Annotated in this window: 12 protein-coding genes and 1 riboswitch; of the genes, 1 reads left to right on the top strand and 11 read right to left on the bottom strand. The window is 34.6% G+C overall.

What is annotated here, in order from left to right; translation table 11 throughout:
* Positions 1–24 precede the first annotated feature (24 nt).
* Positions 25–1,704, bottom strand: a complete 1,680-nt coding sequence (locus tag C7958_RS09055; protein ID WP_111572360.1) for an ABC transporter substrate-binding protein — start codon at positions 1,702–1,704, stop codon at positions 25–27.
* A gap of 496 nt (positions 1,705–2,200) precedes the next feature.
* Between C7958_RS09055 and C7958_RS09050 the strand changes: the two genes are divergently transcribed.
* The gene (locus tag C7958_RS09050; RefSeq protein ID WP_111572359.1) at positions 2,201–3,220 is read left to right on the top strand and encodes a LacI family DNA-binding transcriptional regulator; all 1,020 of its coding nucleotides are present in this window, start codon (positions 2,201–2,203) and stop codon (positions 3,218–3,220) included.
* Between the two features lie 61 nt (positions 3,221–3,281).
* Here C7958_RS09050 and metA read toward each other — a convergent pair whose 3' ends face one another.
* The 10 genes from metA to C7958_RS09000 form a co-directional block, all read right to left on the bottom strand.
* Entirely contained in the window at positions 3,282–4,199 is a 918-nt protein-coding gene (gene metA, locus C7958_RS09045) for a homoserine O-acetyltransferase MetA (protein WP_111572358.1), read from the bottom strand.
* 135 nt (positions 4,200–4,334) lie between these two features.
* On the bottom strand, positions 4,335–5,612 hold the full coding sequence (locus tag C7958_RS09040) for an O-acetylhomoserine aminocarboxypropyltransferase/cysteine synthase family protein (protein ID WP_111572357.1): 1,278 nt from the start codon (positions 5,610–5,612) through the stop codon (positions 4,335–4,337).
* Positions 5,613–5,776: 164 nt separating this feature from the next.
* Positions 5,777–5,881, bottom strand: a riboswitch (SAM riboswitch).
* 52 nt (positions 5,882–5,933) lie between these two features.
* Positions 5,934–7,511, bottom strand: coding sequence for a beta-N-acetylhexosaminidase (gene nagZ / locus C7958_RS09035; protein WP_166668501.1), 1,578 nt, complete (start codon positions 7,509–7,511; stop codon positions 5,934–5,936).
* A 148-nt stretch (positions 7,512–7,659) separates the two neighbouring features.
* Entirely contained in the window at positions 7,660–8,514 is an 855-nt protein-coding gene (locus tag C7958_RS09030) for a MurR/RpiR family transcriptional regulator (protein ID WP_111572355.1), read from the bottom strand.
* A gap of 2 nt (positions 8,515–8,516) precedes the next feature.
* Complete coding sequence (locus C7958_RS09025) at positions 8,517–9,560, bottom strand: MupG family TIM beta-alpha barrel fold protein (RefSeq protein WP_111572354.1); 1,044 nt, start codon at positions 9,558–9,560, stop codon at positions 8,517–8,519.
* A gap of 73 nt (positions 9,561–9,633) precedes the next feature.
* Positions 9,634–11,058: a PTS transporter subunit EIIC gene (locus tag C7958_RS09020; protein WP_111572353.1), complete on the bottom strand. Its 1,425-nt coding sequence runs from the start codon at positions 11,056–11,058 to the stop codon at positions 9,634–9,636.
* A gap of 61 nt (positions 11,059–11,119) precedes the next feature.
* Positions 11,120–12,025 (bottom strand): N-acetylmuramic acid 6-phosphate etherase, encoded by a 906-nt coding sequence (gene murQ / locus C7958_RS09015; RefSeq protein ID WP_111572352.1) that lies wholly within the window; start codon positions 12,023–12,025, stop codon positions 11,120–11,122.
* A 291-nt stretch (positions 12,026–12,316) separates the two neighbouring features.
* Positions 12,317–13,498, bottom strand: coding sequence for a dicarboxylate/amino acid:cation symporter (locus tag C7958_RS09010; protein ID WP_111572351.1), 1,182 nt, complete (start codon positions 13,496–13,498; stop codon positions 12,317–12,319).
* 476 nt (positions 13,499–13,974) lie between these two features.
* A complete protein-coding gene (locus C7958_RS09005) occupies positions 13,975–14,199 on the bottom strand; it encodes a ferredoxin (RefSeq protein ID WP_111572350.1) in 225 nt (74 codons plus the stop codon).
* A 66-nt stretch (positions 14,200–14,265) separates the two neighbouring features.
* Positions 14,266–16,329 carry a beta-galactosidase gene (locus C7958_RS09000; protein WP_111572349.1) on the bottom strand — a complete coding sequence of 688 codons (2,064 nt, stop codon included), beginning with the start codon at positions 16,327–16,329 and terminating at the stop codon, positions 14,266–14,268.
* Positions 16,330–16,383 lie beyond the last annotated feature (54 nt).

The raw sequence follows: 16,383 nt of genomic DNA, 5'->3' as shown, positions 1-16,383 counted from the left end.
TATTTAACTGTCTAATATCTGTTTCTACTCAACTGGCTCGATACCAATCAGGGTGTCGATCATACCTAACTGATAAGCATTACCCCAGGATACTGGTACACCATATGGGTTGTCTTCATCTGGCCAATTTGTCCAGTACTCAGTTGTAGCCTGAGCCCAGAGACCATTATGCCATAAAGGAACACTTGGCATATCCTGTAATAGAGTTTCCTGAATATCAGAAGCAAGTTCCTGTTTTCTTGCTTCATCATTAGTCATGTTAAACTCATCAATTTTTTCAAATAATTCTGGGTTGTCATAAGCTCCCCAGTTACCATTACTAATTGTTTCTCCATGGATACTTCTATTTGCAACTCCAAACCAGTAATCAAAAGGAGTTGATGATAATGTTGTCTGGAAGTTACCGATCATCAGATCAAAGTCACTATTAAAACGCTTATTGTCAAATAATGAAGAATCTGGGAATGAAGGAGCAATATTAACTCCGATTTCTTCAGCATTTGAGGCAATTACTCTAACAGATTCCATCCAATCTGTCCAGCCACTTGGAACCATAATTTCTAATTCTAAAGGATCTCCATTAGGCATTTCTCTCCAACCATCATCATTGGCATCTACATAGCCTGCATCATTTAATAATGCTTTAGCTTTAGTTGGGTTATATTCAAAACCAGACTCTTCTACTATTTCTTCGTCTAAATAAGCCTGCCAGCCTTCTCCAAATAGTCCTGTAGGGTTAGCTGATTGTACCAGTCCACCATAAACACGATCTACTATAGTATCCTGATTAACCATAAAAGCCATTGCTCTTCTAAACTGAGTATCACCCATTGGCTCTCTTAAAGTATTCATATACATTACAGCTGTATTCCAGGAAAGCATATAAGGCTCTTCTTCATACCAGGTTACTAAACCAAACTGATCTTTGATTCGCTGAATACCGGGTAAAAAGTTGTTGCTTAAGTCCAGCTCACCTTTCATTAACATACCCATCACAACATTGTTGCTCTGATTTACTAAGTCAACAAGATATTTTGGCTTAGGCTGGCCAAAAACATCATTACCCCACCAGTCATCATTTCTTTCCCAGACCATTCTATCCTGTGCAGCCTGTCTGTGAGTATATGGTCCTGTACCAACAGGATCATTCATTGTTCTGGTAATTAACTCATCAGATGGAATTTCACTCCAGATGTGCTCAGGGATAATATAGCGCTGATATAACTCAGCATCCCATTCTGCATAATGTGGCTCACTGAATGTAAATCTTACTGTAAAATTATCTTCTGCTTCTACAGATTCCATCCAGTCCCAGATTGGTGAATATGGAATTTCATTATCTTTAGCTAATTGATAAGTAAAGACAACATCTTCTGCATTAAACTCTTCACCATCAGTCCAGTTAATACCTTCTCTTACATTAAGAACGTATTCGTTGTCAGAAACCCATTCTCCACTTTCTGCTAACCATGGCTCATATTCATTTTCCAGCGGATTATAAGAAAACATTGTTTCATAAACTAGGCCACCGGTTCCAGGTGTAGGATTAGGAATTAAAATATTCCAGGTTGATGGAGGGCCCCACATTGCTCCGGAAACTACTAATGTCTCTTCTCTGGGAAGATCCTGAGCTAAAGACATTCCTCCAACTAGAAATAGAAAAGCCAGAGTTAAAATCAAAACTTTCTTACCAAAATTAATCATTAATAAACACCCCTTTAAATTATTTTGTGATGCAAAATGTCACTCTCTTTTATCTTAAGGGATTATTAACTTATAAAAAGTAAGAGTGAGCAAAATTTTAGCTGTTTTATGAATCTTCATTAAATTAAATCAATTTAATGCTAGAGAAATACCAGCAATCCAGTGAAAACTGCGCTAAAATTTACTAAAACGATTTCTTGACTTAATTATAGCGCAAATTTGCAGACAATTCAAGCAGTATTTTTGATTTTTTTATTATTTTTTCAAGGTTCATAAATTTTTTTATCATTATTTTAAAAATATTTTCGTTAATTGCGAAATAACTTTCTTTAATTATAGCATTGTTTTTTCATATTTTCAAACAATTTTTAAAAATAATTTAATTTTATTTGTTTTTTATGATATGATATACTAAGAAAAAAGTTTTCATTACTTTTGAAAATTTATTTCAATTTCTATAATAATCTTAATCTTTTTGAAGAAAGGATGCTTTTAAATGAATGTGACAATTAAAGACATAGCAGAAAAAGCAGATGTTTCAATCTCTACAGTCTCTAAATCTTTAAATGATAAAGGGGGAGTCTCTCCTGTTACCAGACAAAAAGTACTAAATATTGCTAAGGAAATGGGTTATTTTTCTTTTCGTTCTCAGGCAGGTTTAAAAACCCATAATATTGCATTCATTATGAGCCGCAGACATATTCCTATTTTTAATAACCCTTTTTATACAAGAGTTATAGCTGGTGTCGAAATTGAAGTAGAAAATTATGATTATAATCTCCTTTTTTCGACTATTAAATTAGATGCGTTACAGAGCAAAAAAGTCCCTTCAATAATCAGTCAAAATAAAGTTGATGGTCTGATTCTTGCTGGGGCTGACATTAATAAAAATATGATCAGAGCGATTGAAGAACTAAAATTTCCTACAGTACTTGTAGATAATTATCTGCGATCTCCAATTATGGATTCTATTGTTTCTGATAATTTTAATGGGGCTATGCAGGCAGTAGATTATTTAATTAGAATGGGGCATCATAAAATTGCCTATGCTGGTGGTCCCAACAGCCATCCCAGTTTTGAAGAACGTTACCGAGCTTATAAAATGGAGATGCTGGAAAGCGATTTGGAAATCCAGGAGAATTTTATTAAAATTAAGGAAGATTTCAGTCAGGATATGGGAAAAGAACTGGCAAAAGAATTTTTAAAAGAAAAACAGCTGCCCACTGCAATTTTTGCTGCCAATGATGCTACCGCCATTGGCTTACTCCAGACTTTTAATAAATATGGAGTTAAGGTTCCTGCTGACATTTCAATTATAGGGTTTGATAATATTGAATTAACTGCTTTTACTACTCCCAAAATTACAACAATCTCCATTGACAAAGAAGGAATGGGCCAGGAAGCAGCCCGTAAATTATTTGACAGGATCCAGAATCCAGAAAAAAAATCTACTAAATCAGTAATCACCACTGAATTAATTGAAAGAGAATCAGTTAAAAAAATTAAATCTTCTTAAATTGTAAAAACCCTTCAGAAAAAAACTGAAGGGTTTTTATTTTATCTTTTTTATTTAATTTTTATTTTAGTTTACTTAAGTCAAATGGAGTTTCCTGATAGACATAATAGTTCAACCAGTTAACAAACAATAGATTGGCATGACTACGCCAGCGCATAATAATTTCCTTGTCAGGATCATCATCTTTATAATAATTTTGAGGAGGCTCAATCTTCATTCCTTTATTAATATCTCTTAAGTATTCTTCCTCCAGACTTTCTCGATCATACTCCGAGTGGCCGGTTGCAAAAACCTGACGACCATTTTTGCTGGCTACAAGATAAATACCCGATTCTTCTGATTCCGAAAGAACTTCCAGCTCTTCAATCTCTGTAATATCTTCTCTTCTGATTTCTGTATGCCGTGATTGGGGAACATAGAATAAGTCATCAAAACCACGCATTAATTTAACATGTTTTTTAGTCTTATAATGAAGGAAAACTCCAAACATTTTTTCAGCTAAAGGATATTTTGGAATCCCATAATGATGATAAAGACCTGCCTGACTTCCCCAGCATATATGAAGGGTAGAAAAAACATGATGCAGACTCCAGTCCATAATCTTCTGCAGTTCTTCCCAGTAATCTACTTCTTCAAAATCCAAGGTTTCAACCGGAGCACCGGTGATTATCATACCATCATAATTATTATCTTTAATCTCTTCAAAAGTATTATAAAACTTTATCAGATGTTCCTCGGAAGTATTTTTAGAATTATGACTCTCCGGATGCATCAGATCAACATCAACCTGCAGTGGGGAATTACCAATTAAACGTAAAATCTGAGTTTCTGTTTTGATTTTGGTGGGCATTAAATTTAAGATTAAGATCTTTAACGAACGTATATCCTGATGGGTTGCTCGTGATTCTTTCATTACAAATATATTTTCATTTTCAAGGGTTTCTACTGCTGGTAATTCGTCCTGTATTTTAATTGGCATCTTTTCTCACTCCTGGCTTCTTAAAATCTAATAAAATTTATAATTTTTGTTTAGGGAAAAAGCTTCTTTTAAAAAAATATTAAAATCAGAAACTTTCTCCTTCTTTTATTAAGTATTTATCTCAAAAAAATTTTCCTATTTTTGTGCTGCTGCAAGAGCCTGATCTAAATCTCCTTTAATGTCTTCTATATCCTCAATACCAATGGATAATCTAATTAACTCCGGTGAAATTCCAGTTTTCTTTAAATCTTCATCACTTAACTGCTGATGAGTTGTACTTGCCGGATGAATAGCCAGTGATTTTGCATCACCAACATTGGCTAAATGGAGAAATAAATCAAGCTGGTTAATAAATTTCTCAGCTGCAGCTTTACCTCCTTTAATGCCAAAGGCAATCATCCCTCCATTTCCATTTTCTAAGTATTTCTCAGCATTCTGATGTGAATCGTGGCTCTTTAAACCGGGATAACTTACCCATTCCACTCTGCTGTCCGCCTCTAAAAATTCTGCTGCTGCCTGAGCATTTTCGGAATGTCTCTGCATTCTTAAGCCTAAAGTTTCCAGTCCGGTAATCGTCAAAAACGAATTAAAGGGACTGGGAGCACTACCTAAATCTCTTAAGAGCTGAACTCTAGCTTTAGTGATAAAAGCTGCTTCGCCAAACTCCTCCTGAAATTTAACTCCATGATAACTTGGGTCAGGTTCAACTAAGCCAGGAAACCTGCCTGTATCCCAGTCAAAATTACCGCTGTCAACGATAACACCACCAATAGAATTACCGTGACCGGCTATATATTTAGTGGTTGAATGAACTACAATATCTGCCCCATATTTAAATGGATTACACAAATAGGGAGTAGCAAAAGTATTATCAACTATTAAAGGAATGCCTGACTGATGAGCAATTTCTGCCAGTCTCTCAAAATCGGGTACAGACAAAGCTGGATTACCAATTGTCTCTAGATATAAGGCCTTTGTCTGCTCATTAATTTCCTCTTTAAAACTTTCTGGGTCTTCAGAATCAACAAAACTAACATCTATTCCCATATTTTTAAAAGTATGTTTAAATAAATTGTGAGTACCACCATAAATTGAGCTTCCGCTTACTATATGATCACCATTATTACAAATAGTTAAAAGTGCAGTTACTTCCGCTGCCTGACCTGAAGAAACAGCAAGAGCCCCCACTCCACCTTCAAGGGCAGCAATTCTCTTTTCCAGGACCGAATTGGTTGGATTCATAATTCTGGTATAAATATTACCTGGCTTTTTTAAGGCAAATAAATCTGCTGCATGATCTGTGTCATCAAATAAATAGGATGTTGTCTGATAAATAGGAACCGCCGCTGATTTCTTATTCTCTCCTGCTTCATAACCTGCATGTAATGCTAAAGTGTCAAATTTTAAACTCATTTAATTTCCTCCTCTAATATTCTCTTCTCAAATTAAAAACAATAAAACTAGATGATCAACCTACTAATTACTACTACCTGTACTACTCATTTTAAAAATAAAATGTCCTGCTCTTAAATCAAAAAATCCCACTTCCTAAAAGTAGGAGTGGGTAATAAATTAACTCCTTATCTTTCAGGAATTTTCCTGCTGGAATTAGCACCGGGCAGTAACTAACTGCTGGTTGCCGGGTTTCAAAGGGCCAGTCCCTCCACCTCTCTAGATAAGTTTTATTGTTTTTTATAACTTTAACATAGATAAGTAATTCTGTCAAGAAAAGATTCAATTAAAATTAACTGGCAGTTTTCCTTCAGCCTCTATTTTTCCTAAAATAAAATCCGCAGCTGCTCTCTGATTGGCCGGGCTGTGATCGTAAGTTGTTATAAAAGCTTGAGTTTTCTCTATAAATTGATAGTCATACGGATTACGAAGTGCAAGTACTAGAACTTTATTGTTTTCAGCCAATTTTTCTGCCAGTTCTGCTTGATATCTATTTGCAGTGGCATTATAGGTACAAACAATAATTAAATCACTGTCCTCCAACTTTTGTTTTGCTGCTGTGCTTAAAGTCATATTCTGCAGTCTAATATACTCAAATTTGTTAATTTCCTGACTCAAATAGTCAACAAATAGATTGCTTTTTTTGCCTTCATCTTCTGTCAGAGAAACTCTTTCCATCTTAAAATCAATTACACTGACCTTCTTTTGCTCAATATTCTTTATAGGAAAAACACCTTCATCCTTGACTAAAGTCAGTGCTTTTTCTGCAAGCTTCTGAGCTGTCTTCTGGTGTTTTTTAAAATCAATTTGATCCGGATTGGCTTGATCAATCTGCTCCAGGTTAATTATTTTCCCTTTAAGTGTTAATATTCTTTTTACAGAAGCATCAATTCTTTTTTCGCTAATCCTACCCGATTTTACAGCCTCTATTACAGCCTCAATTGCATTTTTTTGCCGCTGATAGCTGTGTGAAACTAAAACTGTATCACTACCTGCTTCAATTGTTTTGACTGCTCCTTCTACTGTACCAAATGTTTTAACTATTGCATCCATTTCCATACAATCAGTAATTATTAAGCCCTCAAAGTTTAGCTCATTTCTTAATAGACCGGTTAATACCGATTTTGAAAGTGTAGCAGGGATACCCTGGTTATTTTCGATAGCCGGAAAATATACATGAGCAGTCATTATACTGTCTACTCCAGCCTCAATTGCCTTTTTAAATGGATATAATTCTACTCTATCCAATCTTGAACGCTGATGTTTTATAATTGGCAAATCAAGGTGGGAATCTGTATCTGTATCTCCATGTCCCGGAAAATGTTTAGCGGTAGCAATAACTCCTTTTGACTGCAGACCTTTTATGTAGGCTGCTCCTAATTCTGCTACTAGCTCAGGATCTTCCCCAAATGAACGAACTCCAATTACCGGGTTTTCAGGATTATTGTTAACATCAAGTACTGGAGCCAGATTAACATTTATACCTAAATTTCTAAGTTCTACTGCAGTAAATTTAGCCACATCCTCAGTTAAATTCTGATCATTGGCTGCTCCCAGGGCCATATTCCCTGGAAAATGAGTTGCACCATTTAATCTGGTAACTGTTCCACCTTCCTGATCGGCAGAAATAAACAAAGGAATTTCAGATCCTGAATTTACAGCCAGCTGCTGCAGTTTATTTGATAGCTCTGCAGTCTGGGCAGGATTTTCTATGTTCCTGCTGAAATATATCACTCCACCAACATGATAATTTTCTATCATATCTCTCACCTGATCACTAACTGCTGAAGTCGAAAAGCCAATCTGAAATAACTGACCCACTTTTTCTTCTAAGGACATATTTTCTAACTTATATTCCATTAAATATTCACCTCCAGAGTCCAAAAATTTATAAAAATTAAATTTTTGCTGAAAATTATTTGCTTTTGCTATAAACGAGAAAGATAATATAATAAAAATTAATAAAACTAAACTTATATTTTTTTTCATTTATTGTACCTTTCCTCTATTAAATTATTTTAAATTGCTCTACACTTTCACGAGTGTTTTTTAAGTAAGTACTTATTTTGCTAAAATCATTTTTAGCAAAAGCCACAAATAAAATATCTACCGCAGTTAACTGTGCTATTCTGGAAGTGATAGCCCCCAGACGCATATTTTTCTCACTGCCTGCCACCTGAAGCTTAATATTAGCAATTTTATTCAAAGGATTTTCGCCGTATTTTGTGATAGAAATAGTTTCAGCACCTCTTTCTTTTGCTGTTTTTAAAGCTTCATATACTTCTAAACTCTCTCCGCTATAGGAAATCGCTATTGCTAGGTCTGTACTTTCTATATTAGCCGCTGAAGCTAATTGGGCATGCGTATCTGCATAATTGATAACTGTTTTCTTAATTCGCATTAATTTATACTCTAAATCTTTTGCAACAAGACCAGAAGCACCAATCCCAAAAATATAAATATTTTCTGCAGTTTCAATTGCCTTAACTGCTTTTTTTAATTCTCTAACAGATAATAAGTTAATTGTATTATTTATAACCTTTACATTGTCATGCGCAAGTTTTTCCATTATATCTTCGATTTCGTCGTCTACCGCTATATCTTCATAAACTTTTACCTTTTCTTCATTTTCAACTTCCTGCAAGTCTTTAATCAAAGAGATTTTAAAGTCCTGAAAGCCCTGATAGCCAATCTTCTTAGAAAATCTAACAACTGAAGCTGGACTGCTGTCTGCAGACTGAGCAAGCTCTTTAACTGATAATTGACTAACCTCTTCTTTATTATTTAAAATATAATCAGCAATCTTTTTTTCTGTTGCTGTAAAATCTTTAAACATAGCTTTTATTTTTAATATAACTTTCATTATTACTCACCTTTAATTTTAAATTTAAATTTATCTCCTTCTTTTATTTTTTCAATAAGCACTGCCGAATCTCCTGCATCAGCAACTACATTTATTCTTTTATCTGCAGGATATCCTTTTTTTAAGATCTGCAGATCTCCTTCATATCTTTGATAATTACAATTATCAATCGTCACAGCATGTTTAAATCTTTTTATATTATTATTTGGAATTATTTTATTTTTTTTGCTTTTTCTTGCGGTTTCAGACCTAATAATATATTCTCCAGGATCCTGACGATTTTTATGAACTAAGTTTAACAATCTTTTTTCTTCTTGACTTATACTCTCAAAAACTTTAACAGGTATAATAGTTATATCTTTATTCACTGCAGTAAAATCTTCTAATTCATCTGTCGAGGCTCTGCTGTCTCCTATATAAACTTTATCAATTCCTAACTTTAATAAATCTTGAGCTGCTGTCTGCGGTGTTAAAAATCTATGTTTTTCCAGGGTTGGAAGTCCAGCTTTAATAGGAGGTCTCTTTTTATATTTGGCCGGTACAAAGGCTGCCACTTCTATACCATATTTCTTCAAAACATTATTTTTTTTAAGCAATAATTCTTTAGATAACCCTGTTTCTTCGCGTGGATAATAATTATGAGAGGCTTCAAAATTATCTAAATTGCCACCATGGAAAATTATAGATTTTAAATCAGACTCTGTCAAAGTACTGGCATTAAGGTTGATTTTATAATCTTTATTCTGACTAAGTTCAGAAATTTCTTGAGTATTAAAACCGAAATCCAGTCTTAAAGCATCAAAGTTAAATTTATTTAAATTAATGTTTTCAAAATATTTTTTTGAAATATCTGCTGTTAAATTTAAATTAAGTCGATTAATAGTTAAAAGCAGCTCTTTAACTTCAGTCAGAAAATTATTATTCACCTCAGGTATATGTAGTGATAAAAATACATTTTCAATTCCCAGCTGCTTAGCTTCTTCTAAATATTTAATGTTTTCTTCTAAACTTAAATCCAGACCTGCGTAAACTGATATTCCTAACATTTTTTTGCTCCTTTTTAAGTTATTATAAATTTAAAGGCTCCCAAAAATTGAATATGGGAGCCATAATTTATTTCTACTGTAATTGGGCAACTTCTTCGTCCTTAATAAAGAAATGAGTAACAACAAATCCACCAATATAGGCAATAACAAGTCCTATAAAATAACTAAGCATTGATCCAGGCTGCATTAGAGGAATAGCTGTTATACCAGAAGGGCCCCAGGCACCTGCCATTACATTCTGCAGCATGACAAAAGCTCCACCAAAACCTGCTCCCAATCCAGCTGTTATAAAGGGCTTGCCTAATGGTAAGGTAACACCATAAATTAAAGGCTCACCTATACCCAGAATCCCTGCTGGCAGGGCACCGGAAATAATTTGTTTCAACTTCATATTATTAGTCTTTTTAGCTTTAAGATAAATAGCAATTGCAGCCCCTACCTGGCCTGCTCCTGCCATCGCTAAAACTGGGAATAAGGAAACTCCGCCCATATTTTCCAGCTGAATAGCATATAATGGAATTAATCCATGATGCAAACCGAGTAATACCATTGGTAAAAACACAGCTGCCAGGACATAACCGGAAATTACGCTAATAATTGGATTTTCTGAAGCTACAAGCAGAGTTAAAGCTCCTACTAACCAGTCAGAAAGCACACCTGACAGCGGCATGATCACAAAGATCATTCCCAGGGCCATAATCAGCATTGTTACTACCGGAGTAACTATTAAATCTAAAACATCTGGAATTGATTTTCTGATTTTCTTTTCAATTATTGAAAGGATATAAACACCAATAATAACACCGATTATTCCACCTTTACCTGTTGTCAAAATTGAGTTTAAAGGCACTTCTGCATCATACATTCCAAAAATCTGAGAAATTTCGGTTATCTGACTCATTATTGTTAAGGCACCTAACATACCACCTAAGCCCTCAGTTGCTCCAAACTGTTTGGCAGCATTGATCCCTGTAAAAATTGCTAAATAGCCAAGGAATGAACCTCCAAGTAGAGATAAAAGAAGTTGGGTGAAATTCCAAAAATCAGTTGTTGGTAGACTACCTGTATTTTGAAGATTGGTAATTAAACCGGCAAATCCATTAAAAATACCGGCTGCAATAATAGCTGGAATAAGTGGTATGAAAATTTTACCGATTGTCTTCAAACCTCTTTTCAATTTACTCTGCTTTTGTCCACTCTTAACAGCTGCTTTATTTTTCTCCCAGTCATCTCCAACTTCTAAATCAGATGAAATATTATAATCGCTTTTTAGAATATCAAGACATTTTTTTGCTTTTCCTGGGCCAACAACTATCTGCAGAGTCTCATCTTCAACAACTCCCATAACACCTTCTACAGCCTTTAAATCTTTAATATTAACTATAGAGTCATCCTTAAGATCAACTCTCAATCTTGTCATACAATTTGAAGCTGCAAGTATGTTTTCTTTCCCACCTAATTTTTGTACAATTTTCTTAACCAAATCTTGATTATTCATTGTACCCCTCCTGTTTTCTTATTCTAATTTTTTAAACATATTGTAATCAAAATATATATAATTACCTATTATTTTCAATCGCATCGGCTAAACGGCCTTCATATTTTTCTAATTCCTGTTCAGCCTCCCGTTTCTCCAGACCAGAATTAAGCATCATAATTGCAAGTTTAACATTATAATCTGTTTTCTTAAGGTATTTTTCTGCCTTTTTATAACTCACCTCACTTACTTCCATGATCATATTTTTAGCTCTTTCAGCTAATTTATTATTTTTAACCTGTAGATCAACCATATAATTCTTATAAACTTTTCCCAGCTTGATCATTGTGGCTGTACTTAACATATTTAATACCATTTTTTGAGCAGTACCTGCTTTCATCCTGGTAGATCCTGTTACAACTTCAGGACCAACAACCGGTGCTATAGAAACATCAGCAACTTCAGCAATTTTAGAATCAGGATTACAGCTCAACGCTGCTGTTTTTGCTCCCTTTGATTTGGCGTATTCCAATCCCCCTATTACATAAGGAGTACTTCCACTTGCAGCTATACCGACTAAAAAGTCATTCTTAGTAAAATTAATATCCTGAAGATGTGCTGCGGCTTCTTCCTTACTATCTTCTGCATTTTCTATCGAATTTCTAATTGCTTTTTCTCCACCGGCAATTAAGCCCTGTACTAAATCACTGCTAACACCATAAGTTGGAGGGCATTCAGAAGCATCTAAAATCCCCAACCTACCACTTGTTCCTGCTCCCATGTAGATTAATCTTCCACCATTTTTTAACGCTGTAGTAATTAAATCAACAGCTTCAGCTATCTTATACTTTTCTTTTTCTACAGCCAATGCTACTTTTTTGTCTTCCTTGTTAATAATTTCTATCATTTTTTCTGTACTTACTCTATCAATGTTTCTGGACTTTTCATTAACAGATTCTGTAACCAATTTGTCTAAATCATTATTCATATTTTAGCCTCCATTCGAAATATTCTTTCATTTCTTAATAAGAGTTTAACATTTTTGAAATATCATTTCAAGTATTTATAATAATTATGAAATATTTTTTCGGTTAAAACAAAAAAATATCCTTATGATAGAACAGATTCCGTCTTTTTATCTGTTTATCATAAGGAAAATAAGCCTTAATATCTTTAATTTTCAAACTCTGAATCCCATCTTCAAATTAGTTTTATCTAACTATAATACTAATCTTGATCTCTTGTTTAATAATCTAATTTCTTCTATAATCTATAATCATTATATGTTTTCGGCAGTATCTGCAAATTTTTCTCTTATTCCATCAATAAACATTGCAATAGCTCCATCTCCTGTTACATTACAGGCAGTACCAAAACTATCCTGAGCTAAATAAAGACCAATCATTAAAGCGGTTGCACCTTCTCCAAATCCTAAAATACTACTCAAAAGACCTAAGGCTGCCATCACTGCACCACCTGGAACTCCAGGAGCCGCTACCATTGTCACCCCAAGTAAAGCAATAAAATGAAAAAAGACTCCAAATTCCAGTGGTATTCCCTGGATTAAAGCAACTGCAACTGCACAGGTTGTTATAGTAATAGTACTCCCTGCCAGATGAACAGTAGCTCCCAAAGGAATTACAAAATCTGCAATATCTTCGTTGATTTTATTTTTCTTGGCACTTTTTAAAGTAACCGGAATAGTTGCTGCACTAGACATAGTTCCAATTGCTGTGGTATAGGCTGGAATCATATTTTTTAAACTTTTAAGTGGACTCTTACCGGCCACTGTCCCAGCTATATAGTACTGAATAAGCAAATAAAATAAATGCATTAAAATAATAAGAGCAAAAACCTGACTGAAAACCCTGAGAGTCTCAAAGGCTCTTCCACTAAAAGCCATATTGGCAAAAACACCGGCAATATGTAATGGTAAAAATGGAATAATTACTTTTTCAATTACTAAAACAATAATGTCTCTGAATTCATTTGTTAATTGATATAACTTGTTATCACCTGTATTTCTAAGTAAATAATTTATTCCCAATCCAAAAATAAAGGCTGTTACTAAGGCAGCCATAATTCCTAATAAGGGAGAAATTTCAAGACTTAAAAAAGCTTCCAAACCACCTTCTTCCGGGTTGGCAACATCTGCCGCCTGTACAATAGTAGGAACAATTCTGCTCGCTACTAAATAAGCTGCTGTTCCTGCCACTACAGTAGAGACGTAGGCGGCCAAAACAGTTGTTGCTAATAATCTCCCGGCTTTATCCCCTAAATCAGCAATTCCTGGTATTATGAATGCTAAAATAACTAAAGGAACTATGTAATTTAGAAATTTACCAAAAATATGGGTAAAAGTATATAGTAATCTAGCAATACTTTCTGGAAAAAATAATCCAATTATTATACCCGAGATAATACCAATCAACAGTCTTAAAACTAATGGGATTTTTCTCACAAATTTTCCTCCTAATTTTTTATAATATTTCCATAAGATTAAGGTAATACTGGAACTATTATACCTAATTAAATTTTAAATTACAATAAATTAAAGATAAATAATCAATAATTCAGCAAACTGATTATAGAGTAGGACCAGCTTTTCAGCTGGGACCCCTCGTCAAACTGCACGTACGGTTCTCCCGTATACAGCTTTCCGTCAGTCGTTGCCCCATCTCAAGAAATAAGTCTTCGTCACTGTGTTACCACAGCTGTATATTTTAGTCCTCTAGGACAATCTAGTAAGTAGTGAGCAGTGAAAACCCTGTCACTGTTAACTTCTACATGATACATGCCACAACATAGATAGGACTTTCACCTACGATCAGAATAATTTACGGAGCACAAAAAAAAACGGGAGCTCAACAGCTCCCGCCCGTTTCCAGATAAATTAATATTTAGTTTAGAAAAAACAACTATAAGTGTTAGACAAATTTAACCGTCGTTTCCAATTGCATCTACAGGACAGGCTTCCAGCGCACTCTCACAAGCTTCTCTTTCTGCTTCATCTTCCGGCTGCTTATAAACATAAGCATACTCCGCCTCCATCTCAAAATTATCAGGAGCCTCACTAACACAAACTCCACAGGCTATACACTGAGTATCTACATAATATTCCCCTTCAACATTTTCATCAACTCTGTTTGCTAAATCCGCCATAATGATACCTCCTTTTAAAATTGTTTGATAATTCTAACTACATTATATTAAAAGGAGTCTCTTAAGTCAAAGAATTTTTTTTTTAAATATTTTAACTTCATATTTTTTTAAAATAATATTATCTTTAATAACATTTTCATCAATAATCTCCGATAATTCTTCTCTTAGTTCTATTTTCTTCTCATCTTCACTAAAATTCATCAGAAAAATATAATCATTATTTGCATCAGATCTTTTTTGGGCTGTTACTCCTTCAGGTAGCTGAGCCAAAATGATTTTTGTTAAATTAAGTTTGATGATTAAATTATAATAAAAATCCTTTAAAAAATCATCTTCATTACGGGAAGCGATATAGTAAGCTTTTCCCTTTCCATAATTATTAACAGTTAAAGCAGGTTGACCGGCATAAAAATCACTTTTATATTCAGCCAGTGCTTCTGCTCCCTCAAGTTGAATTAAGTCACAGAATATCTTAGCTTCATATTCTTGACCAGCTTTTAAGCCTGTATTATTCTTAATCACTATCTGATTGCTGTCCTGATCATAGAGGGCATCTAATTCCTCTGACCAGATACCAAATAAATCTCTTAAAGGACCCGGAAATCCACCTAAAAAACAGAGATCATTTTCGTTAACTATTCCTGTCCAGTAAGTAGAAACCACGGTTCCTCCATTTTTTACGAATTTTTTTAATCTGGCTGCAGTATTCTCTTTTAGAAGATAGAGCATAGGAGCAATTACCAATTTATACTGAGAGAAATCTTTTTCCTGATTGATAATATCAACTGAAACTCCCTGCTGCCAGAAATTTTTGTAATGACTAAGACAGGTCTTTAAATAATCTTTCTTCTCCTGCCGTGGACCAGAAGCTTCATTAATTGCCCACCGGTTTTCCTGATCAAAGACTACTGCAACTTCAGCTTTGACAGTGGTTCCAGTAATTGAATTAAGTTTTTGCAGTTCAGCACCAAGAGCAGCTACATCTTTAAAAACCCTTGTGTTTTCATGACCAGCATGACCCACTACAGAGCCGTGAAACTTTTCCACTCCCCCTCTACTTTTCCGCCACTGAAAATACTGAACAGAATCAGAACCGTGAGCCACTGCCTGCAGCGAGGAAAGTTTGTGCATCCCGGGCCGCTTTAATTTTGCAACCGGCTGCCAGTTAGTTTTACTGGGGGTACTTTCCATCAATAAAAAAGGCTTACCATCTTTAAGAGATCTAAACATATCATGCATAAAAGCAGTATCAACTGCTCTATCAATATCGGTTTCATAATCACTGTGCCAGCTGGGATAACTATCCCAGGAAACAACATCTACTTCCTGAGCAAATTTCCAGTAATTGAGACCTATGTATTTATACATAAAATTTGTAGTAATCGGAATTTGAGGAGTTATTTCTCTTAAAGGTTCAATCTCATTTTTATAAAATTCTATTGTCTGATCTGAAGAAAAACGCTTCCAGTCCAGGGCTAGCCCGTGAACCGACTGCATTCCCTGAGGTGCAGGTGATTCAATATTTTCCCAGTTAGTGTAAGTATGGCTCCAAAAAGAACTCCACCAGGATCGATTTAAATTTTCCAGACTGCCATATTTATTCTGCAGCCATTTTCTAAAATCCTGCTGACAGAGTTCACAATGACAGTCTCCTCCGTATTCATTGGAAACATGCCACATAATTACTGCCGGGTGTTCACCATATCTTTCTGCTAATTTTCTATTAATAATTTTAATCTTTTCTCTATAAACTGGAGATGTATAACAGTGATTATGTCTTTCACCAAATAGGTTATGGCTGCGGTCAGCATTAACTCTCAAAACTTCTGGATATTTTGCCGCCAGCCAGTCCGGTCTGGCTCCACTGGGAGTAGCCAGAATTACACTTATTCCATTTTGATATAAATTATCAATTATCTGATCAAGCCATTCAAATTGAAAATCACCCTCCTTTGGCTCAAGGGTGGACCAGGAAAAAATCCCCAGACTCATCACATTGCAGTTTGCTTTTTTCATCAATTCTATATCTTTTTCTAAAATATCAGGTCGGTGCAGCCACTGGTCCGGATTATAATCTGCTCCATGCAGCATATTGTTAACTTTACCATTGAATAAATCATATTTTTGCATTCTCTTCTTCCTTTCTTCCTTAAAAATATCAATAATTATTAGCTCGAAATTTTA

The organism is Halanaerobium saccharolyticum (genome assembly GCF_003259895.1).
Taxonomy (GTDB): domain Bacteria; phylum Bacillota; class Halanaerobiia; order Halanaerobiales; family Halanaerobiaceae; genus Halanaerobium; species Halanaerobium saccharolyticum_A.
The sequence above is the reverse complement of the archived record's forward strand: the minus strand, read 5'-3'. Positions and strand labels throughout refer to the sequence as shown.

What these genes read in the sequence shown, in the direction of transcription:
- C7958_RS09055 (WP_111572360.1), bottom strand. Translation starts at nt 1,704, where the DNA reads ATGATTAATTTTGGTAAGAAAGTTTTGATTTTAACTCTGGCTTTTCTA.
- C7958_RS09050 (WP_111572359.1), top strand. Translation starts at nt 2,201, where the DNA reads ATGAATGTGACAATTAAAGACATAGCAGAAAAAGCAGATGTTTCAATC.
- metA (WP_111572358.1), bottom strand. Translation starts at nt 4,199, where the DNA reads ATGCCAATTAAAATACAGGACGAATTACCAGCAGTAGAAACCCTTGAA.
- C7958_RS09040 (WP_111572357.1), bottom strand. Translation starts at nt 5,612, where the DNA reads ATGAGTTTAAAATTTGACACTTTAGCATTACATGCAGGTTATGAAGCA.
- nagZ (WP_166668501.1), bottom strand. Translation starts at nt 7,511, where the DNA reads ATGGAATATAAGTTAGAAAATATGTCCTTAGAAGAAAAAGTGGGTCAG.
- C7958_RS09030 (WP_111572355.1), bottom strand. Translation starts at nt 8,514, where the DNA reads ATGAAAGTTATATTAAAAATAAAAGCTATGTTTAAAGATTTTACAGCA.
- C7958_RS09025 (WP_111572354.1), bottom strand. Translation starts at nt 9,560, where the DNA reads ATGTTAGGAATATCAGTTTACGCAGGTCTGGATTTAAGTTTAGAAGAA.
- C7958_RS09020 (WP_111572353.1), bottom strand. Translation starts at nt 11,058, where the DNA reads ATGAATAATCAAGATTTGGTTAAGAAAATTGTACAAAAATTAGGTGGG.
- murQ (WP_111572352.1), bottom strand. Translation starts at nt 12,025, where the DNA reads ATGAATAATGATTTAGACAAATTGGTTACAGAATCTGTTAATGAAAAG.
- C7958_RS09005 (WP_111572350.1), bottom strand. Translation starts at nt 14,199, where the DNA reads ATGGCGGATTTAGCAAACAGAGTTGATGAAAATGTTGAAGGGGAATAT.
- C7958_RS09000 (WP_111572349.1), bottom strand. Translation starts at nt 16,329, where the DNA reads ATGCAAAAATATGATTTATTCAATGGTAAAGTTAACAATATGCTGCAT.